The 20,688-nt window shown below is 65.8% G+C and carries 19 protein-coding genes; 12 read left to right on the top strand and 7 right to left on the bottom strand.

Annotation, left to right across the window (positions count from 1 at the left end; all coding sequences use genetic code 11):
• Window positions 1-158: 158 nt before the first annotated feature.
• From CH291_RS11505 to CH291_RS11475, 7 genes are all read left to right on the top strand, one after another.
• Window positions 159-857 carry a FadR/GntR family transcriptional regulator gene (locus CH291_RS11505; RefSeq protein WP_094638861.1) on the top strand — a complete coding sequence of 233 codons (699 nt, stop codon included), beginning with the start codon at window positions 159-161 and terminating at the stop codon, window positions 855-857.
• A gap of 117 nt (window positions 858-974) precedes the next feature.
• Window positions 975-2,135, top strand: a complete 1,161-nt coding sequence (locus CH291_RS11500; protein ID WP_094687529.1) for an acyl-CoA dehydrogenase family protein — start codon at window positions 975-977, stop codon at window positions 2,133-2,135.
• 35 nt (window positions 2,136-2,170) lie between these two features.
• Window positions 2,171-3,379, top strand: a complete 1,209-nt coding sequence (locus CH291_RS11495) for an acetyl-CoA C-acetyltransferase (protein WP_094687528.1) — start codon at window positions 2,171-2,173, stop codon at window positions 3,377-3,379.
• A gap of 35 nt (window positions 3,380-3,414) precedes the next feature.
• The gene (locus tag CH291_RS11490) at window positions 3,415-5,586 is read left to right on the top strand and encodes a 3-hydroxyacyl-CoA dehydrogenase NAD-binding domain-containing protein (protein WP_094687720.1); all 2,172 of its coding nucleotides are present in this window, start codon (window positions 3,415-3,417) and stop codon (window positions 5,584-5,586) included.
• Between the two features lie 28 nt (window positions 5,587-5,614).
• Window positions 5,615-6,244, top strand: a complete 630-nt coding sequence (locus tag CH291_RS11485; RefSeq protein ID WP_306437437.1) for a TetR/AcrR family transcriptional regulator — start codon at window positions 5,615-5,617, stop codon at window positions 6,242-6,244.
• A 133-nt stretch (window positions 6,245-6,377) separates the two neighbouring features.
• Window positions 6,378-7,925: a long-chain-fatty-acid--CoA ligase gene (locus tag CH291_RS11480; protein WP_094687527.1), complete on the top strand. Its 1,548-nt coding sequence runs from the start codon at window positions 6,378-6,380 to the stop codon at window positions 7,923-7,925.
• Window positions 7,922-9,412 (top strand): aldehyde dehydrogenase family protein, encoded by a 1,491-nt coding sequence (locus CH291_RS11475; RefSeq protein ID WP_094687526.1) that lies wholly within the window; start codon window positions 7,922-7,924, stop codon window positions 9,410-9,412. Before CH291_RS11480 ends, CH291_RS11475 begins: the two co-directional genes overlap by 4 nt.
• A 4-nt stretch (window positions 9,413-9,416) precedes the next feature.
• Here CH291_RS11475 and CH291_RS11470 read toward each other — a convergent pair whose 3' ends face one another.
• Genes CH291_RS11470 through CH291_RS11450 form a run of 5 tightly spaced genes read right to left on the bottom strand, consistent with a single transcriptional unit; the run spans window position 9,417 to window position 14,102 of the window.
• A complete protein-coding gene (locus tag CH291_RS11470; protein WP_094687525.1) occupies window positions 9,417-10,616 on the bottom strand; it encodes an MFS transporter in 1,200 nt (399 codons plus the stop codon).
• A gap of 3 nt (window positions 10,617-10,619) precedes the next feature.
• Window positions 10,620-11,282, bottom strand: coding sequence for a class II aldolase/adducin family protein (locus CH291_RS11465; RefSeq protein WP_094669678.1), 663 nt, complete (start codon window positions 11,280-11,282; stop codon window positions 10,620-10,622).
• Window positions 11,282-12,217, bottom strand: coding sequence for a carbohydrate kinase family protein (locus CH291_RS11460; RefSeq protein WP_094687524.1), 936 nt, complete (start codon window positions 12,215-12,217; stop codon window positions 11,282-11,284). The genes CH291_RS11465 and CH291_RS11460 overlap by 1 nt, the downstream gene beginning before the upstream one ends.
• Complete coding sequence (locus tag CH291_RS11455; protein ID WP_094687523.1) at window positions 12,214-12,693, bottom strand: SRPBCC family protein; 480 nt, start codon at window positions 12,691-12,693, stop codon at window positions 12,214-12,216. The genes CH291_RS11460 and CH291_RS11455 overlap by 4 nt, the downstream gene beginning before the upstream one ends.
• Window positions 12,675-14,102, bottom strand: a complete 1,428-nt coding sequence (locus CH291_RS11450; protein ID WP_094687522.1) for a flavin monoamine oxidase family protein — start codon at window positions 14,100-14,102, stop codon at window positions 12,675-12,677. Before CH291_RS11450 ends, CH291_RS11455 begins: the two co-directional genes overlap by 19 nt.
• Window positions 14,103-14,239: 137 nt before the next feature.
• Here CH291_RS11450 and CH291_RS11445 point away from each other — a divergent pair, with 137 nt between their 5' ends.
• The gene (locus CH291_RS11445) at window positions 14,240-14,851 is read left to right on the top strand and encodes a TetR/AcrR family transcriptional regulator (protein ID WP_094687521.1); all 612 of its coding nucleotides are present in this window, start codon (window positions 14,240-14,242) and stop codon (window positions 14,849-14,851) included.
• A gap of 17 nt (window positions 14,852-14,868) precedes the next feature.
• Here CH291_RS11445 and CH291_RS11440 read toward each other — a convergent pair whose 3' ends face one another.
• Window positions 14,869-15,441, bottom strand: coding sequence for a TetR/AcrR family transcriptional regulator (locus CH291_RS11440; protein ID WP_094687520.1), 573 nt, complete (start codon window positions 15,439-15,441; stop codon window positions 14,869-14,871).
• A gap of 103 nt (window positions 15,442-15,544) precedes the next feature.
• Between CH291_RS11440 and CH291_RS11435 the strand changes: the two genes are divergently transcribed.
• From CH291_RS11435 to CH291_RS11420, 4 genes are read left to right on the top strand one after another with little or no spacing between them, the layout of a single operon-like run.
• The gene (locus CH291_RS11435) at window positions 15,545-16,459 is read left to right on the top strand and encodes a metal-dependent hydrolase (RefSeq protein WP_094687519.1); all 915 of its coding nucleotides are present in this window, start codon (window positions 15,545-15,547) and stop codon (window positions 16,457-16,459) included.
• The gene (locus CH291_RS11430; RefSeq protein WP_256980815.1) at window positions 16,456-17,565 is read left to right on the top strand and encodes a PDR/VanB family oxidoreductase; all 1,110 of its coding nucleotides are present in this window, start codon (window positions 16,456-16,458) and stop codon (window positions 17,563-17,565) included. The genes CH291_RS11435 and CH291_RS11430 overlap by 4 nt, the downstream gene beginning before the upstream one ends.
• A gap of 17 nt (window positions 17,566-17,582) precedes the next feature.
• On the top strand, window positions 17,583-19,112 hold the full coding sequence (locus tag CH291_RS11425) for a flavin-containing monooxygenase (RefSeq protein WP_094687518.1): 1,530 nt from the start codon (window positions 17,583-17,585) through the stop codon (window positions 19,110-19,112).
• On the top strand, window positions 19,109-19,942 hold the full coding sequence (locus CH291_RS11420; protein WP_094687517.1) for an SDR family NAD(P)-dependent oxidoreductase: 834 nt from the start codon (window positions 19,109-19,111) through the stop codon (window positions 19,940-19,942). Before CH291_RS11425 ends, CH291_RS11420 begins: the two co-directional genes overlap by 4 nt.
• Window positions 19,943-19,964: 22 nt before the next feature.
• Here CH291_RS11420 and CH291_RS11415 read toward each other — a convergent pair whose 3' ends face one another.
• A complete protein-coding gene (locus tag CH291_RS11415; protein WP_094638877.1) occupies window positions 19,965-20,618 on the bottom strand; it encodes a TetR/AcrR family transcriptional regulator in 654 nt (217 codons plus the stop codon).
• Between the last annotated feature and the right edge of the window lie 70 nt (window positions 20,619-20,688).

The following is a 20,688-nucleotide window of genomic DNA, read 5'->3' as shown; positions in this document are numbered from 1 at the left end:
GGTTGCCCAGGATCTCCAGTGGCTAATTGGACTGGCCACTGAGTCAATAGGGACTCAACCAGTGAAGTGGATCACTTGTCAACCCCCGATGTGTCCGCCGTTACGCGCATGGCGGCGACTAGGGTGGAGGTCCAGAGGAACAGAGAGCGAGTGACACAGTGGCTGAGCAAATTCGCCCCGTGACCCGACCACGGCTGTACGAGGTCATCGTCGAACAGCTGTGCAAGCACATCGCCGACCGCGAGATGAACCCCGGCGATCGACTTCCGCCCGAGCGCGAACTGGCCGGACACCTCGGGGTCAGTCGAGCATCCCTGAGCCAGGCCCTCGTCGCCCTCGAAGTACAGGGCATCCTGTCGGTCCGACACGGCGACGGCGCAGTGCTCGTACGACGGCCTGTGGGAGACATGGCAATTCGTGCTCTACGCGAGCACGCAGACCGGCTCCCCGAGGTGATCGAGGCCCGCGAGGCACTCGAGGTCAAGCTCGCCGAACTCGCTGCCACGCGTCGCAGCGACGCCGAGATGGCCGCGATCGACCACGCCGTGTCCGTCATGGCCACCGAGATCACCGACGGCGATCGAGGAGACTCCGGCGACGAGTTGTTCCATCACGCCATCACCGAGGCGGCACACTCACCGCTGCTCGCCCGGCTCATGGGGGAAATCGCCGGCCTCATTCGCGAGACCCGCATCGAATCGCTGTCGCAGTCCGACCGCCCCCAGGCCTCGCTCGAGCATCACCGCCGCATCGCCGAGGCCGTGCGCAATCAGGATCCGGCCGAGGCAGGACGGGCCATGGCCGACCACATCCGACTCGTCTCGGACGTGGCACTGCTGCGTTCGGTCGACAGCTAGAGCTCCGGAAGCGGTCCCCCGCCAGCACCCTGTGGTTGACATCCGCGGCAACCCCGCGCCATCATTATTGGCACAGCGCCAATAAACCACAGATGCGCTTCGAGCCAAGGACCCACCATGACTGCACTCGCAGACCGCACCCCCGGCGACCTCACCACCGAGCTCGCCGACGTGCGACAGCTCGCCCGAGGATTCTTCGAGAAGGAAGTCGCGCCCCACCGCGAGGAGTTCGCGGCTGCCGGACGCCCCAGCCGCGAGGTCTACCGCACCGCAGGCAGTCTCGGACTGCTCGGCATGTCGGTACCCGAGCAGTACGGCGGAGGCGGGGGCGACTTCCGCCACGAGGCGGTGCTGTTCTCCGAGCAGGTGCGCTCCGGCGACTCGTCCATGCAGCTCGGTGTGCACAGCGGCATCGTTCCGCACTACATCCTGGCCTACGCCTCCGAGGACAAGAAGCAGCAGTGGCTGCCGAAGCTGTGCTCGGGCGAGTGGATCGGTGCCATCGCCATGACCGAACCGGGCACCGGCTCGGACCTGCAGGGCATCACCACCCGCGCAGTGCGTGACGGCGACGACTATGTGTTGACCGGCGGAAAGACGTTCATCTCCAACGGAGCTCACTGCGATCTGATCATCATCGCCGCCAAGACCGATCCGTCCGCGGGAGCCCGTGGACTGTCACTGCTCGTCGCCGAGGTTTCCGACGACACCGAGGGTTTCCATCGCGGACGCGTGCTGCACAAGATCGGCCAGAAGGGCCAGGACACAGCCGAACTCACCTTCGACGGGCTTCGCGTCCCCGCCGCAAATCTCCTGGGCGAAACAGAAGGCCGCGGCTTCGCGCAATTGATGCAGCAACTCCCCCAGGAACGCCTCATCTGCGGCGTCGCCGCCGCCGCGATGATCGATGCCGCCGTCGCGCAGACCGTCGAATACACCAAGTCGCGCAACGCGTTCGGCAAGACATTGTTCGATCTGCAGAACACCAAGTTCGAGATCGCCGAATGCGCCACCATCGGCCGCGTCGTGCGTACCTTCGTCGACGACGCGATGGCACAGCACATCTCGGGCAGCCTCGACGTCACCACTGCAGCGATGGTCAAGTACTGGACCACCGACCGACAGTTCGAGGTGGTCGACCGCTGCCTGCAACTCTTCGGTGGGTACGGCTACATGGAGGAATACCCCATAGCTCGCATGTTCGTCGACGGCCGCATCGCGCGCATCTACGCCGGTGCCAACGAAGTCATGAAAGACCTCATCTCCCGTTCCCTGTAGAACTCGGCAATCTTGTTGCCCCAGAAAGGCACCCCATGGAGGCATTCCTCTACGACGCGGTTCGCAGCCCACGTGGCCGCGGCAAGAGCTCCGGCTCACTGCACACCGTCAAACCGGTCGATCTGGCAGCGAACACGTTGTCCACGTTGCTCTCTCGACACTCGCAGCTCGATCCGGCCCTGATCGACGACGTCGTGCTCGGTGTCGTCACCCCCATCGGCGATCAGGGCTGCGATATCGCCCGAACCGTCGCGATGGTTGCCGGCCTGCCGGACAGCGTTGCCGGCGTTCAGCTCAACCGCTTCTGCGGATCGGGTCTGGAGGCCGTCAACACTGCGGCGCAACGTGTTCGGTCCGGTTGGGATCAGCTCATCGTCGCAGGCGGCGTCGAATCGATGTCTCGGGTGCCGCTCGGCGCGGACGGCGGCGCCTGGCCGTGCGACCCGCTGACCAACTACGGCAGCTACTTCGTACCGCAGGGAGTCAATGCAGACCTCATCGCGACGATCGAGGGGTTCGACCGCGACGAGGTCGACGCCTTCGCGGTGCGCAGCCAGCAGCGTGCGGCGCATGCCTGGTCGATGGGCCACTTCGAGAAGTCGGTCATCCCGGTGTTCGACGCGAACGGACGGCTGATGCTCGATCACGACGAGATCATGCGACCCGAGACCACCACGGCCGATCTCGCTGCCCTGACACCGTCGTTCGCCCAGATGGGCGAGCTCGCCGGGTTCGACGCCGTCGCGATGCAGAAGTACACCGAGGTCGAGCGCATCGATCACGTCCACCACGCCGGGAACTCCTCCGGCATCGTCGACGGCACCGCGATGGTGCTGATCGGCTCCGAAGAAGCCGGGCGCGCAGGCGGATTGACCCCGCGTGGACGCGTCGTGGCCGGGGTCGTCGCCGGATCGGACCCGACGCTGATGCTCACCGGCCCGGTTCCGGCCACGCACAAGGTACTGGCTGCGGCGGGGCTCACTCTCGACGACATCGCGGTGTTCGAGGTCAACGAGGCATTCGCTTCGGTGGTACTCAATTACGCGAAGAAGCTGGACATCGACCACGAGCGCATCAACGTCAACGGTGGCGCGATCGCGATGGGCCACCCACTGGGCGCAACGGGCGCGATGCTCACCGGAATGGCCCTCGACGAGCTCGAGCGCCGGGGCGAGCGCTACGCACTGATCACGCTCTGCATCGGTGCCGGAATGGGCGTCGCCACCATCATCGAGCGCCTGTGACCATCACGCGAGAGAACAACGACCCGAGGACCTCGATGACCACAGCAACTCTGCGGACCCCCACGATCACCGGCGAGATCGGCACCGACCGCGTACTCGTGCTGACGATGGACGACCCTACGCAGTCCACCAACACGATGAACGCCGCGTTCGGAGAATCGCTCGAGCAGACGGTCGACTGGCTCGAGACCAACGTCGACGCATTCGACGGGATCATCGTCACCTCGGGCAAGGATTCGTTCTTCTCCGGTGGCGATCTGGAATTGCTGCGCGACGCCGGTCCGTCGGACCACGCGGCGATCGCCGACGCCCTCGATTTCACCAAGGACAAATTTCGTCGCCTCGAAAAGCTGGGCAAACCGGTCGTGGCTGCGCTCGGCGGCACCGCACTCGGCGGCGGTTTCGAGATCGCGCTGGCGTGCCATCATCGAATTGCGCTGAACAACAGCAGAGCTCGCTTCGGACTTCCCGAGGTCACTCTCGGGCTCCTCCCCGGGGCCGGCGGCGTCACCCGAACGGTTCGGATGTTCGGCATCGTCAAGGCTCTGACACAGGTGGTGGGCCAGGGCCAGCGGTACCGGCCGGCGCAGGCCCTCGAGCTCGGACTGATCGACGAGGTCGTCGACACCCACGAGCAGATGATGGCGAACGCACGTGCCTGGATTCTCGCCAATCCCGACGCGTCACAGCCCTGGGACAGGAAAGGATTCACGATTCCCGGCGGCACCGCAGCCTCACCCGCACTGGCTGCGCAGCTGCCTGCTTTCGCGGCGACGGTGCGCAAGCAGGTCAAGGGTGCCCCGATGCCCGCTCCGATCGCGGTGCTTGCTGCGGCCGTGGAAGGGTCGGTATTCGACTTCGAGTCGGCCTCGCTGGTGGAAACCCGGCATTGCACCTCGCTCGCCTGCGGAGCGGTCTCGGGCAATCTGATCCAATCGATGTTCTTCGATCTCGGATCGATCAACAAGGGTGGCTCTCGTCCGAGCGCCGAACCGCACCGGGTACCCGAGAAGGTGCTGGTGATCGGTGCGGGAATGATGGGTGCAGCCATCGCCTACGTCGTCGCCTCGGCCGGGGTTCCCGTTGTGCTGCGCGATGTCTCGATGGAGTCCGCCGAACGCGGTAAGGATTACGCGCGTTCGATTCTCGGCAAGGCCGTCGCGAAGGGACGCAAGACCCAGGCCGACGCCGATGCGGTGCTCGCGCTCATCACGCCCAGTTCCGACGCGGCCGATGCCGAGGGGTGCGATCTGGTCGTCGAGGCCGTGTTCGAGGATCCCGCCGTCAAGCAGGGTGCTTTCGAGGCTGTCGACAAGTACCTGACCGCCGACGCACTGCTGTGCTCGAACACCTCGACGCTGCCCATCACCGAGCTGTCGACGGGAGTCTCGCGCACCGCGGACTTCATCGGCACGCACTTCTTCTCCCCGGTGGACAAGATGCCGTTGGTGGAAATCGTTGTGGGAGATCACACCAGCGACTCCGCGCTCGCCCGCGCGTTCGACTTCGTTCGGCTGATCGGTAAGACTCCGATCGTCGTCGGAGACAGTCACGGCTTCTTCACCACCCGCGTCATCGGCCGGTTCGTGGACGAGGCGATCTCGTTGGTCGCCGAGGGCGTGCACCCGGCCACCGTCGAGCAGGCCGCCCTCCAGGCCGGCTACCCGTCCGGAGCGCTGGCTCTGATGGACGAAATTTCGTTGACCCTGTCTCGGCACATCCGCGAGGGTATGGCGCAGGCCGCCCGCGCCGACGGTCGACCGTGGATCGTCTCGAAGTCCTACGCACTGGTCGATCGACTGATCGACGAATTCGATCGCCCCGGGCGCAAGGCCGGACGTGGCTTCTACGAGTACACCGAGGACGGCACCAAGGCCCGATTGTGGCCGGGCCTGGTGGAGCACTGTCACCGTCCCGATCACGGAATTCCGTTCGAGGACATGATGGATCGCATGCTGGTCGCGCAGTCGCTCGACTCGATCGCATGCCTGGACGAGGGTGTTCTGCGGACCGTTGCGGATGCGAACATCGGCTCCATCCTCGGCATCGGCTACCCCGCGTGGACCGGTGGCGTGCTGCAGTTCGTCAATCAGTTCGACGGCGGCCTTCCGGGATTCGTCGAGCGGGCCGACCACCTGCGGGCACGGTACGGCGATCGGTTCGTCGTGCCGACATCACTGCGCTCACGCACCGAGCGGTACCTCTGACGCCTCACGACGTCGGTTCGGTGCAATCATGACAACCATGCCGGCTGCAAGTACACCCAAGTGGAATCGACTGGAACCGGACGAGCGACGGACGCAGATTCTGGCCGCCGCCGTTCGACTGTTCGGCGACAAGCCTTATGCCGAGGTCTCGATGTCGGACGTCGCTGCCTCGGCCGGCGTCGCACGCGGGCTCATCCACCACTACATCGGAAGCAAACGCGACCTGTACCTGGAGTGTGTTCGCTTCCTGGTCACCGTGCCGCCGATCGAGGACGTGCACCTGCCGACGGGCTCGCTCGAGGACCGGGCCCGGGGCAGCGTCCACTGGCTGGTCGGCGTCATCGAGACGCACGGTACGGCCTGGGTGTCGGTGGCGAGCGGCTCGGGTGTCGACGAGCAGGTTGCTCAGATTCTGGACGAGGCCGATGACCTGGCCGCCGAACGCGTCTTGGACGCAACAGCATTCGAGGGCAGGGGCGGTGACCGTCGAATCGCTACCTCGGCCGTGCGCGCGTTCGGCGGCATGGTCAAGGCCGCGGGCCGCGAATGGTTGGTGCGCGGCACACTGACGCGCGAGCAAGTCGAGATTCTGTTGACCGACGTGCTCGTCACCGTCCTCGGCACGGCGCGCTCCCTGGACGACGCCCGAGACCGTTAGCCGGACAATCCATTTCGGCGGTCCTTGCGAGCGGTAACCGCCTGTATCCACTATTGACACTGCGCCAACAAGGTGGAACTGTGGCGGTACTCACCTCGGGCACCCTCGCCCCCACTCGCACAAGGGACTCGCCATGTATCTCACTCAAGGCCTTCACCGCTCCGCGTCGAGCACACCGAACCGGGCAGCGACGGTGTTCGGCGATCGCGTTCGTACCTTCGCCGAGCAGCTCGACAGAGTGGCAAGACTGGCTGCGGGCCTGCACTCCATCGGCGTCGAGCCCGGCGATCGAGTTGCGATGCTGGCGTTCAACAGCGACCGGTACTCGGAGTACCTGCTCGCGGTGCCGTGGGCCGACGCCGTGCTCAACCCCGTGAACATTCGGTGGTCGCCCGTGGAGGTCGCGTACGCACTGAACGATTCCGACACCAAGGTCCTGCTGGTCGACGACACCTTCGGTGCCATCGTCCCGGCACTGCGCCCCGCATGCGCCGGCCTGCAGACCATCGTCTACTGCGGGGACGGGGCCACCCCCGAGGGCATGGTCTCGTACGAGGACCTCATCTCTTCCCACGATCCCGTTCCCGACGCGCGCCGCAGCGGCGACGCCCTCGCCGGCCTGTTCTACACCGGTGGCACCACCGGCTTCCCCAAGGGTGTCATGCTCTCGCACGCGAACCTCGTCACCTCGGGCCTGGGAACGGTGGCGACCGGACAGCTGCTCGACGACGCGTCGATCCTGCTCCATGCCGCGCCGATGTTCCACCTCGCCGATCTGGCCGCATGGGTGGGTCAGGTCATGCTCGGTGGCACCCACGTCATGGTTCCGTTCTTCGAGCCGACTGCCGTGCTCGGTGCCATCGCGACGCATTCGGTCACCGATGTGCTGCTGGTGCCCACCATGATTCAGCTTCTCGTCGACCACCCCACGCTGAGCGAATTCGATACCTCCTCCCTAAGCCGCGTGTTGTACGGAGGATCCCCGATCTCCGCGGGCGTCCTCGAGCGGACCCTCGCCCGGCTCCCGCAGGCCCGCCTCACTCAGGCCTACGGCATGACCGAGCTCGCACCGGTCGCCTCGCTGCTCTGGCCGGAACACCATGTGGGAGAACGCATCGGCTCGGCCGGTCGCGCGGCCCCGCACTCGGAGATCCAGATTCTCGGCCCGAACGACGAGCAGTTGGCCACCGGATCCGTCGGCGAGATCTGCGTTCGCGGTGGACACGTGATGCTGGGCTACTGGAACAAGCCGGACGAGACCGCCGCGGCCGTTCGCGACGGTTGGATGCACACCGGTGATGTCGGCTACCTCGACGCCGACGGATTCCTGTTCGTCGTCGATCGACTCAAGGACATGATCATCACCGGCGGCGAGAACGTCTACAGCGCCGAGGTCGAGAGCGCATTGAGCCTGCACCCCTCGGTGCTGGCGTGCGCCGTGATCGGTGTTCCCGACGGCGAATGGGGCGAGCGCGTCCACGCCTGTGTCGTGCTGGCCGAGGGCGCCGCATCGAGTGTGGAAGAGCTTCGCGATCACACCCGCAGCTACGTTGCCGGATACAAGACCCCACGCACGATCGAGTTCGTCACCGCACTGCCCATGAGCGGTGCGGGCAAGATCCTCAAGCGCGAACTGCGGGACGCCCACGTGGCGAGGGATGCACTCGGAGCTTCCCTGTGACCAGCCAGGTCCGTACGCGAGCCACCTTCGATTCGATCTCGTCCATCGACGACGGTCCGATCGCCTCGTTCACCGTCGATTCGGCGGAGTCCGTCGCGCGAACGGTCGGCCTCGCGCGGAGGGCGCAGCGCACCTGGGCGGCACTACCGCCGCGCACTCGCGCCCGGCACCTGCGGGCCTGGCGACACGAAATTTGGAGTCACCGCGCCGAATTCATCGATCTGATCCACCGCGAGAACGGCAAACCGGCCGACGATGCGCTACTGGAGATCGTCCTGACCCTCGAACACATCGCGTGGGCGGAGAAGCAGGCACCGCGGCTCATGCGATCACGCAGGGTGAACCCCGGCGTGCTGCTCGCGAACTACTCCGCACACGTGGACAAGGTCGCTCTCGGCGTCGTGGGCGTCATCGGCCCGTGGAACTACCCGCTCTATGCACCCAACAGTGCGATCGGTTCGGCTCTGGCGGCAGGCAATTGCGTGGTGTTCAAGCCCAGCGAGTACACCCCCGCGGTGGCGGCTCGCTACGTCCGCGCCTTCCACGAGGCCAATCCGGCTCTGCCACTGGGCATTCTGTCTCTGGTGACCGGATACGGCGACACCGGTGCCGCACTATGCCGCTCGGGTGTGGACAAGATCGCGTTCACGGGCTCGACGAGAACCGGATCGAAGATCATGGCCACCTGCGCCGAGACGCTCACCCCGGTGGTTCTCGAATGCGGCGGTAAGGATCCGGTGATCGTTGCGGCCGACGCCGATATCGCAGCGGCTGCCGAGGCGGTGGCGTGGGGTGCATTCACCAACGGCGGCCAGACGTGCGTCGGAGTCGAGCGGGTCTACGTCGAGCGCAGTGTCGCAGCCCAATTCACCGGGGCCCTCGTGCAGCACGCCCGTGCCATCGCGCCCGGTGGCAATGCGTCGGCCACCTACGGACCGATGACGATGCCCAGCCAGATCGACATCGTCCGACGCCACCTCGCCGACGCCGAGGCGGCCGGTGGACGAGCACTGATCGGCGGACTGTCGTCGATCGGCGACCGATTCGTCGGACCCACCGTGTTGGTGGACACGCCCGAGAGCTGCTCGGCCGTTCGCGAGGAAACGTTCGGCCCCACGGTCACCGTCCGTGCGGTCGACAGCATCGAGGAGGCGATCGAGCTGAGCAACGATCATCGGTACGCCCTCGGCGCATCGGTGTTCTCCCGCTCGCACGGCAAAGAGATTGCGGAGCAGCTGGTGTGCGGTCAGGTCACCGTCAACTCGGTGATCGCGTTCGCCGGAATGGGATCGGTTCCGATGGGCGGCGTCGGTGCCAGCGGCTTCGGCCGGGTACACGGCGACGAAGGGTTCGCCGAGTTCTGCCGCACGCACAGCCGTGTCACGAAGCTGTTCGATATCCCCGGATTCGAGTTGGTGACCCTGCGACGCCGACGGTGGGTCATGCCGCTGATCGACCGTGTGCTGGGCCTGCGTCACCGCCGCTGAGAGATCAGCGCACCGATTTCACCTGCCAGGTCACCGCTGCCCCGAGTGCGGCCAGTATCCCCACCGCCGCGAACAGTGCCGGGTATCCACCGACGGTGGAGAGGAACACACTCGCGAGCAGCGGAGCCAGGGCAGGTGGAACGATCGCCCCGATGTTCATCACGCCGAGATCGGTCGCCCGACTGTCGGCGGACGGAAGGACCCCGGTCACCAGCGCCTGATCGACGGCCATGTACGCGCCAAATCCGCCGCCCAGCAACGCCGCCGAGACGAACGTCGCATCCATCGTGGGATGTATCGCCAGGACGAAGCCTGCGACGGCCTGCATCGATGCCGCAACCGCCACGAAGATCTTTCGGCGACGCATCCGGTCCGACAACGGCCCGAAGGTGAACGTACACACCACACAGGCGATCAGGTAGACGACGGTCACCTCGAGCAGCGATCCCGTCGGATCGGCGACTCGAAGACCGTCGGTCAGGAAGAACAGCAGATAGCAGGTGCCGAGCGAGTTGGCCACGTTGACCAGGATTCGACCCCCGAAGGCCCACGCGAAGTCGCGGTGACGCAACGAATCGAGAAGTGAGGCAACGATGCTGCGCAGACTCAACAGCGCTGTCGGTGCACCGGTTTCGCGATACGTCAGCAGAAACGGCACCGAGCAGATCACCAGGGCGAGCGCCACGGCGAGGTACCCGCCCAACACCGACAGAGCAAGCGTGGACACCAGCGCCAGGCCCGCCACCACGCCCAGTGCCTGCGGCGCATAGATCGCGCTCGACACCGTTCCGCGCTGCTCGTCCGGCACGCGGTCGGCCACCACGGCCGTCAACCCTGCTGTGGCAGCACTCAATCCGAGCATCGCCACCGACCATGCCGTCCCGATTCCGAGGACGGTACTTTGCATACCCGTGACCACCAACGCACCGGCGAAGAACAGGACACCGCCGCCGAACCACACGCGCCGCCGCCCCAACCTGCTGCGCGTACGATCGCACAGCGATCCGCACACAGGCAGACCGATCAGGAGCACCACGGCGGAGACCGCGTTGATCACGGCGAAGTCGAACACCTTCGACTGCGGATCGATCTCCTGCAATCGCTCGGGTAGAAGCAGCTGCAGTGGAACCAGATTGGCCATCCAATAGCCCAGCCACGCCACGGAGAACACGACAATCCAGAGCGGGCGCACCCGGGTGGTCATCGGTCAGTCTCTTCGCACGGGTGCTGCTGTCCCGTATGCACGGCGCACCACCTCGTCGAGGGTCGCCGCCAGCTGCGCGTCGTCGAGGGTGCGTGGGGTCGCCACCGACGCAGCGGAAAGATAGACCCCGCAGAGCCATTCGAGCAGCTCGATGTTCGACAGCGCCGCCCCGAGATCGTGACCGGTGGCCACCGATCCGTGATGGGCCATGATCACCGCCGACCTCGAACGCATCGCCGCCACCACCGCGTCGGCGAGCTCGGCCGTACCGAACGGCGCGAACGGCACCACCGGGACGGTCCCACCCAGGGCGAGTTGCGCGTAGTGCACGGGCTGCAGTTCGTTCGCGACGAGCGAAAGAGCAACGGCCGCAGAAGAGTGCGCATGCACCACAGCCCGAACCTCGGACGACGCGTAGATGCCCAGGTGCAAGCCCAGTTCCGAGGTCGGTTCGCATGCACCGGCGCGCACGACGGCGTCCATACCGACAACCGTGATGTCCTCGATCGTCGCGTCCGCCAACACCAGCCCGGTCGCCGTCACCGCCACCACATCACCCGCGCGTGCACTGACATTGCCTGCGGTGCCGAGCACCAGGCCCCGTCGGCCCAGGTGCCGGGCGGTCGTTGCGACGGACTGCCGTAGCTCGTCGACGTCGGCCGGCATCAGATGGTCCTGCAGGTGCGCGCGAACTTGCGAACGAATTCGAGGTCGTAGGTGCCGAAGTCGGTTCCGAGGCCCTGTGCCACCTGCGCGGCGGTCGCATTGCCCAGTTCGGCAGCCTCGACGGCGTTCATGCTCAGGGACAGGCCCCGAACGAACCCGGCCGAGAACGCATCTCCGCATCCGCTGGTGTCCACCACGTCCACGGCATACGCGGGGACCTCGACGGCCGAGTCGTTCGTGACGACGAGAGTTGGCGAGGCCCCCGCGGTGGCCACCACGCAGGACGCTCCGAGCTCGAGCAGTCGACGACACCCGTCTTCGACGGTGGCGCAGCCGGTCCAGCCGAGGACCTGCTCGTCGTTGGGCAGCAGGTAGTCGACGTGGGGCAGCGCGGCGGCGAACGCGCCGAGTCCTTCCGGAACGGACGGTGCCAGGCTGTCGACGGTGACGACGACGCCGTCCTCGTGGGCGCGGCGCGCGATGTCGCGGGCGGTGTCCGGTCCGAAGAACTCGGGTCCGCCCAGATGCAGGAAGTCGACGTTGTGGAACAGGTTCCACGGAACATGCTGGGCAAGATAGCCGTTGGCTCCGATGACGTGCAGAGCCGGCCGCGATCCGTCCGGCCTGATCGGCAACACCGACGCCGAGGTCTGCACTCCCTCCATCCGATGGACGAGCGAGACGTCGATACCCTCGTCGGCGAAGAGCTGCAGTAGAAACGTACCTGCCGAATCAGCGCCGACGACTCCCGCGGTGTGCACCGCGGCACCCAGCCGGGACAGCACCAGTGCCGTTCCCGCGGCTGTGCCCGCGGCGGACATCGCGATCTGCTCCGCCAAAACCGCCGTCTGACCGTGCGGAATCTCGGTCACCGGCCGCACCAGGGTGTCGAGTATGTGCACCCCGAGGGTGAGGACTTCCGCGGGTTCCCTCATCGGATCGTCGCGGTTCGCTCGGAGAGGATCAGCGCCTCGAGGTTGCACATCGAGATGTCGAATCGTGCGGACATCCCGGCGGTGGCGATGGGTCGCACAATCCGTCCCAGCCAGCGCGGGGAGACGTCGAACCAGAACTCGAAGGTCATCGCGGTCGAGGTTCCGCCGCTGAGCGGTGCGAAGCGAAAGACGTTGGCCACGTTGGTGAGCGGCGCGAATCCCTGACCCGAGTCGACTCGCAGTCGGTTCGGTTCCAGATGCCGGACGGTCCACGTGGCGTTGGTGGTGAAGCGGCCGAGTGCCGCCACTTTCTCGGTGTAGACGCCACCTGTGCGTGCGGTGCCGTGATGAGCGGTGACGGCACGGACGTCGGACACCCATTCCGCATAGCGGCTGGTGTCACCGGTCAGTGCCCAGACCTCCTCGGGGCTCACCGAGAGTGTGCGATGAGCCGAGACTACGAAGCGTTGTTCCACGAGAGTTCTCCTTCGGTCGAAAGTATTTCTGCTGCGACCTTTTCACCCGATCGCACGGCACCGTCCATGTATCCGTTCCAATAGTCGGAGTGCTCGGCACCGGCCCATCGCACTCGGCCGAACGGAACATCGCGCCACCGTCCGAGCCCGGTCAACACTCCGGGGGTCAACACCGCGGTCGGCCCACCGCGCGTCCACTGTTCTTCGGTCCAGTCCAGTTCGATCCACTCCGTCGGTTCGAGTGCGCGCGGACCCACCACCGAGGCAAAAGCACGCAGCACCTCACCGCGGCGCTCGGATTCGTTGCCCTCGGACCAGTTTCGGCCGCCTCGATGGCGCGCGCCCCAGGTGCCGACGAATCCCATCAGCACTCCGTGGCTTCCGTCGGGAGGCGAGTTGTCGAACATCGAGGACACCGGTACGTCGCTGTCGCGAAAGAGTGCCTGGCCGGACAGCCCGCTCGTGCGCCAGAACGGTTCGGGATACACGGCCTCGCACTTGGCCAGTCCGCCGAAGTTCATCCGCTGGAACAGTGCTTCCTGCGCCGCGGGAAGCGAAGGGCTCCAGTCGATTCGGGTGGCCAGAACAGGCGGAATCGCGACGACGACCGATCGGGCCACCCACGACTCGGTATCGCCGTGCACCACCACGCGATCCGGATGCTGCTCCACGCGGCGCACGGGAGTATCGAGGCGGACCGAATCACCGAGTCGCGACGCCATTTCGATGCAGATCGCTTGTGAGCCACCGAGAAATCGCCACTGCTGCGCTCCACCGGCGACACTCATCAAGCGGTCGACGGTGCCGGGGGTGTACTCGTTGCCTGCCCCGGCCACGTACGCCAGGCCGAAGAGCGCCGACACATCGGCGGATGTGCCGCCGAACACCGAACCGAGCAGGATGTCGAGCAGTTCCACACCGCCGTCGGTGGCCGAGTGTTTTCGGGCCCAGGTGGCGAGAGTTTGCGTGTCCCACTCGGAGGCACGCGGTGCCGACCACGGTCTACCCACGGGGATCTGCCCGGCAGCCCGATCGATTCGCGCCACCAGCATCCCGACGTCGGGTAGCGCCGCCAGATCCGGCGGCACTCCGCCGTCGAAGCGTCGGGCGCGTCCGTTCTTGACGTAGACGCTCGATCCGATGTCGTACGCGGGGAACGTCCCGACGCCCACGGACGCGGCCAGGCGGAGAATGTGGTCCTGCGTCGGACCGACGAACTGTCCGCCGGTCTCCACCACCGCGTTCTCCCCGAGTGCGTGGTTGACCGTCCGTCCGCCCACCCGGTCTCTGGCCTCGAGAACCTGGACGGTCAACCCTGCGGCCGTCAGTTCCCTGGCGGCAGTCAGACCCGCGAGTCCTGCGCCGACGACCACCACGTCCACACGCGAGGCTTCCGAGATCTCGTTCATCGGTGCTCCTTTCCGGGCTGTTCGATGTAGCGGCGACAGTAACTCAATATTGGCCACTAGGCCAGGATTGAGGGAAAGTGCCTGCTGGAGAGCACTGCGATGGAGCTCAGCAACAACACCCCGGCTACGTTGTAGCCATGACCGAAGAGCGCCGGAAGACTCGATACGCGCGTGGCCAGGAGCGCCGCGACGCACTGGTCGACGCCGCCATCGGTGTGATCGGAACACGCGGACTCGAACGCGTCTCGTTTCGGTCCGTCGCCGACGCGGCCGGCTTCCCGCCGTCGACGACCAGCTATTTCTTCGGCTCGGTCGGCGAACTCATCGATGCCGCGATCACTCGAATCGCCGAGAACGTGACGGCCAAGGTCAACGCTCTACTCGACGTCGCGCAATCCGGTGGACTCACTCGCGACGATCTCGCCGACGCGATCATGGACCTCGTCTCGCTGCTGTCCTCCCCCGAGGACGACGACTCCCTCGTCCAGTTCGAGGCATACCTCGCCGTGCGTAGACGACCCGAGCTGGCGGATTCGGTGCACCGAATCATGCGGATGATCGAGGAGGCGGCCGAGGCCGCGCTGGGAGCATTCGGCATCGAGGAACCGCATCTACCGGCTCGGCACTTCCTGGCCCTGATCGACGGCTACACCCTGCACGAGATCGCCAGGCCGACACCGGGTGGCAATCGGGCCGAGCTGAAGGACGCTCTGCTCCGCGTACTCGACTCGTACGTGCCGCGGGCCTGAATTCGAGGAGGAACGCGTCAGGTGGTTCCGACGAGAAGCGGCACGATGCTGCGGTGCGCGAACGCCAATAGATCGTCGTAGGTATCGAGCGGGGCAGCGGCCGACGGGGTCAGCAAGATCGAATGCACGACGCGCACAACGATTTCCGGAGCATCGGGCACGGCAAAGGTGTCGGATTCCAGTTCACCCCTGGCAATGTGCGCGGCGGCGTTGATCGCGGACACGAGCAATGCCGATGCGTTCGTGGTCAATTGCTCGAGCACCAACGAACTTTCGGAATCGAACATCTTGATCAACACCGGATTGGTGCGCACCGAGTCGATCGTGGTCGCGAACCCGTGGGCGGCCCGATCCGCGCGTGACGTCTGTTCCGCAGCCGCTGCCGCCACCGCTACGAACAATCGCGACGACTCCCGCGCCATGACGGCTCGCACCAGGTCGTCCTTGGACCCGATCCGGCGATAGACGGTAACCCGGTTGATCCTGGCGCGCTTGGCGACGTCGCCGATGGTGGTCCGAGGAATTCCCACCTCACCGAACAGTTCCAGGGCGGCATCGAGGATCGGCCCGTCGTCACCATCTGGCTGCATCGTTCGATCCTATCGGCCGTCCAACACTCGACGAATGCAACGTTGCAACACAATGTGTTGCTATGTAGCATCACAGGACCATCCTGCAGAAACGGAGTTCGGAATGTCTCGGAACAAGGCGGTCGACGCGAACGAGCAGTACACGGACGAGTCCTATGCGATCGTCGCGCGCGCAGTGACATTCGACTGGTCCGGCGTTCCACTCCAGTACATCCCCCACGAGTGGTACGCCACCCACTTCTGGAACGTGATGCACCTGGTCCTGCCCGAGGGAGAACGAGCGATGGCGGACGTGTTCGCCCAGGCGCTGCCGTTCATCGACGACCGTCGACTGCACGAGGAGGTCGTGGGATTCGTGGGCCAGGAAGCAACGCACGCGTCCTCCCACGAGAGCTTCCGCAACTACCTCGTCGCACACGGAGTGGACATCGAACCGATCCTGCAACGCATTCGCTTCGCCGTGGGTGTGGTCTTCGGCGACCACGGCCTCACCGGCCGCGCCGGCAAAGCCTGGCTGAACGAACGCCTCGGAATTTATGCTGCAGCAGAGCATTTCACCGCCGTGGTAGGCGAGTGGCTGCTCGACAACACGGAATTCGACCGCATCGGCGTCGACCCCACGATGCTGGATCTGCTGCGCTGGCACGGCGCGGAAGAGCTCGAGCACCGCAACGTGGCATTCGACGCGTTCCAATACGTCGACGGTGGCGGATTCCGCCGTGCCCGAACGGCAGTCGTCGCCAGTGCCGGATTGGCCGTGCTGTGGTTCAGCACCGCCGCGTACCTGTACAAGAACTCCGTTGCCACGCCGCGTACCGGAAGACGCCGAATCCGGGCTCCCTGGCCGATCGCCTTCGCACGCGCGTCACGCAAGCACTTGATACCGGGTCTGTCGTTCCTGTTCGTACAACTCGCCCTCTACATCCGCCCGGGCTTCCATCCCTCGAACATGGGCGACATCGACAAGGCCGTGCAGTATCTGGCAATCTCCCCGGCGGCGCTGGCGGCCCAGCAGTGACGACCACAGCGCCTCCGGTACACCGCCATCTGGGCGAGGTCGCCGTGACCGCGCCCGGACTCGGACTGCGGGCCGTCGGTGCCGCGTCCCGCATCTACGCCAAACTCGTCACCGATTCGTCGATCGTGACGGCCCTGTCCCCCGCGCGGCCCCGCCGAAGCGTCGGATACGAATTCGAGACCGTCGTCGACGAGACGATCGACGAGGCCGAGGACGTTCTCTCACTGTTGTTGTCTCGCAGTGACGGTGCACCGCTTCCGACGTGGCTGCCCGGAGCGCACATCGACGTCACCACCCCGTCCGGCTCGGTGCGGCAGTACTCGCTCGCCGGTCGCCCCGGCGCAGGTGATCGCTACCGCATCAGCGTCCGCAAGATCCCCGGCGGCACGGCGTCCACCGAGATTCACACCCTCACCCGCGGCGATGTACTACGAGTTCGCGGACCCCGCAACGCCTTTCCGATGGCCGAGGCCGAGCACTACCTCTTCGTGGCAGCCGGAATCGGCATCACACCCATCCGGGCGATGATCGAACGCGCCGTTCAGGACGGGGCGCGGTGGACGCTGTACTACCACGGTCGGTCTCGGGCAAGTCTGCCGTTCGTCGCCGTGCTGCAGCAGTTGGCACTGACCTCGCGTGGCCAGGTGATCGTCAAGACCGACGATGTCGACGGATTTCAGATTCCGGCGGACATCGTCGATCTCGGGATGGGCAACTCCGCGATGTACGTCTGTGGGCCCGCGGCACTGTCGAGCAGGCTTCGCGCCGAGGCCCTCTCGAGTACCGCCGTTCGTGAGTTCCACGCCGAATTGTTCGCGCCCGCACCGGTGGTCGACGGCACGCCGTTCGTGTTGCGGCTCGACCGTTCCGGCGAGACCGTCGAGGTCGGTGCCCAGGAGACCGCTCTCGACGCCCTCCGTCGGTCGAGGCCGGACCAGCCCTATTCCTGCCGCCAGGGCTTCTGCGGAGCGTGCGTGGTCGGTCTCGTCGGCGGACGCGTCGATCACCGCGACCGCGTTCTCGATGCCTCCGAACGCGAGAAGTCGCTCACCCTGTGCGTCTCGCGCGGTGCCGTCGACGGCGAAGTTCTCGTCCTCGATCTGTAGAAGGAGCTCGAACTCTCATGACCGCAACACAATCCGGCACGGCAATCCCGCAGATCGACGTCGCTATCATCGGCGCGGGTTTCGGCGGTCTCGGTGCCGCAATCCGACTCGAGCAGGAAGGACGCGGCGACTTTCTGATCTTCGAGCGCGACACCGCCGTCGGTGGAACGTGGCACGTGAACACCTATCCCGGTGCGCAGTGCGACATCCCGTCCGCGCTGTACTCGTTCTCGTTCGCACCCAACCCGGACTGGACGCGGTTGTACCCGCTGCAGCCCGAGATCGAGGCGTACCTCAACGACTGCACCGACAAGTTCGGAATCCGGGATCGTATCCGCTTCGGTCACGAGGTACTGGACGCAACCTGGAACGACGAGCAGGCCCGATGGGTGGTGCGGACGAGTGCAGGAACGTGGTCGGCGCGCATCCTCATCGGAGCCCTCGGTCCGTTCAGTGAGCCGGCCACGCCCGAGATCGACGGCCTGGAATCGTTCTCGGGCAGTGTGTTCCACTCGGCGAAGTGGAACCACGAGCACTCCGCCGAGGGGCGACGCATCGCCGTCATCGGCACCGGAGCATCTGCGGTGCAGTTCGTTCCGCGTCTGGCCCCCGAGGCCGCACACCTGACACTGTTCCAGCGGACACCGACATGGATTCTTCCGCACCCCGACCGGCCGATCTCCGAATCCGGCAGATCCGTGCTCAGGAAGTACCCCCTGGCCCAGCGGGCCATGCGCCGCGTGTTCGATCTGTTCCAGGAAGCGTTGGTCCCCGGACTCATCGGCCATCGCTCGTTGCTGGCACCGCTCACGGCCATGGGGCGTGCCCACCTGCGCCGGCAGGTCAAGGATCCTGTTCTTCGCGAGAAGCTCACGCCCAATTACGAATTCGGCTGCAAGCGACCCACCTTCTCGAACAAGTTCTATCCCGCACTGTGCCGAGAGAACGTCACGGTCGAGACCACCGGCATCGCTCGGATCGTGCCCGAGGGCATCGTCGCCACCGACGGAACCGTGCACGAGGTGGATGCGATCGTTCTCGGGACGGGATTCACCGTGTCCGGCCACACCGGCTTTCGGCGCATCGTCGGCCGCGACGGACAGTCGTTGGCGGACAAATGGCCCAACGGCGAGATATTTTCGTACCGGGGTACCACGGTGCACGGGTTCCCGAACTTCTTCATGCTGCTCGGCCCCAACTCGGTGGTCTACACCTCGCAGGTGGTCACCATCGAGGCTCAGGTGAACTACATCCTCGCGGCGTTGCGCGCCATGGACTCCAACGCGATCACGGCGCTCGAAGTGAGCATGCGCGCGCAGTCGACGTTCGCCGAACACACCGACCGCACGCTCGCGGGATCGGTGTGGAACTCCGGCGGGTGCAGCAGCTACTACCTGAGCCCGTCGGGCCGAAACGTGACGTACTGGCCCGGTTCGGTACGCAACTTCACCCGGCGTATGTCCACGATCGATCTCGGCCACTACCACTGGCGCAGTGTGGATTCCCCGGCCGATACCGAGCTCGTGACGACGAAGGACCTCGCATGAAGAACCGAATCGACCTGCCCGGGAAGGTGGCGTTGGTGACCGGTGGAGCGCGTGGAATCGGAGCCGCGACGGTCGCGGAATTGGTATCCGCGGGAGCCGCCGTGGCTGTGGTCGATCGAGACTTTCCACCGGACGCTGCGCGTTCCGAGCGGATCCTGCTGCTCACCGGCGACGTCACAAATCCCGATGCGATGGCGGACTGCGTGGCCGCGACGGTGAGCGAATTCGGTGTTCTCGACATCGTGATCGCCAACGCCGGCATCACGCCCCCGCCCGCCACCATCAGGACCGTCGACCGCGCAGTGTTCGATGCGGTGATGGCCGTGAACTTCGGTGGTGTGCTCAACATCGTGCGCGCTGCGTCCGACGAGATCGTCGCGAGCGGTGGCCACATTCTGCTCGTATCATCCTGTGCCGCTTTCACTCCCGGCATGGGCGGGTCTGCTTACATGGTGAGCAAAGCGGCGGTCGAACAGCTCGGCCGCGCGCTGCGAATCGAACTGGCGGCCGTGGGCGCAACAGCGGGTCTGGCGTACTTCGGTGTGGTGGATACCGATCTGGCCCGCAACACCCTGGACAGCGATCCGATGGGCCGACGGATCGGCGAATTTCTGCCGTGGCCACTGAATCGGCGACTGCCCTCGCAACACGCCGCAGAGTTGCTCGTGCATTCGGTCCGCACGCGTCGGGCCCGCATCATCGCGCCGGCCACCTGGACACCGTACTTCTGGCTCCGCGGGGTTCTCAACCCGATTCTGGAACGCAGACTTGCGAAGGACCGCGCGATAGCCGAGATCATCCGGGACCTGGAGAATGCGCATGCCCACTGAGTCTCGCCGGCACGCGTTGGTGCTAGTCGCTGTCCCCGTCCACGCTCGGTACGTCACTCATGGGCGGTAGCGATCGCGCGCACAGGTCCCTGGCGTCGGTGTCGGGTACTCCGAGGGCGAGCAGAACACCGTAGGCCATCTTGTCGACGGACTCGATGTCGTCTCGATCGGGCTGCTCGAGCAACAACTGGCCGAGGCCGATCAGCGCGCCCGCCACCAACGCCAGAGACAGCTGGAGGTCCGGTACCCGAAAGTAGCCGGCGGCGACGCCGGCCTGGATGTCTCTGGCCGCGCGTGGACCGAGACCGTGTTGCGAGGTGATCAAGTCGGGGCCGGAATGGATGAGTACGCGGCTCAGCTCCGGCTGCAGCCGAAACAGGCGCCCTGCGATTCGGAAGGATCGGGTGAAGGCTTCCGCCGGATCGGCCGAGCTGTCGGTCAGCGAATCGAGATAGTTTCCCAGCAGTTCCAGGGCACCGTCGACCGCGGCCTGGAACAGTTGCTCGCGGCTGACGAAGTGGTTGTAGAAGGACCCCATCCCGACGTCGGCGGCCTGGGTGATCTCCGCGATCGGAGCGTTCAGTTCGCCGCGGGCGATGAATCCTTGTGCCGCTGCGATCAGCGCGCCGCGCGTACGCGCTTTGCGCCGCTCGAGCCGATTCGGGGTCTCTGTCATGTTCCCTACTTCTGTCTGCCGCTGGTCGACGCCCTGACTCTTCCTCACCGCTGACGAATTTGTCAATAAT

The organism is Rhodococcus sp. 14-1411-2a, assembly GCF_002259485.1.
Classification (GTDB): domain Bacteria; phylum Actinomycetota; class Actinomycetes; order Mycobacteriales; family Mycobacteriaceae; genus Rhodococcoides.
This window is presented reverse-complemented; position numbering and strand designations above follow the sequence as displayed.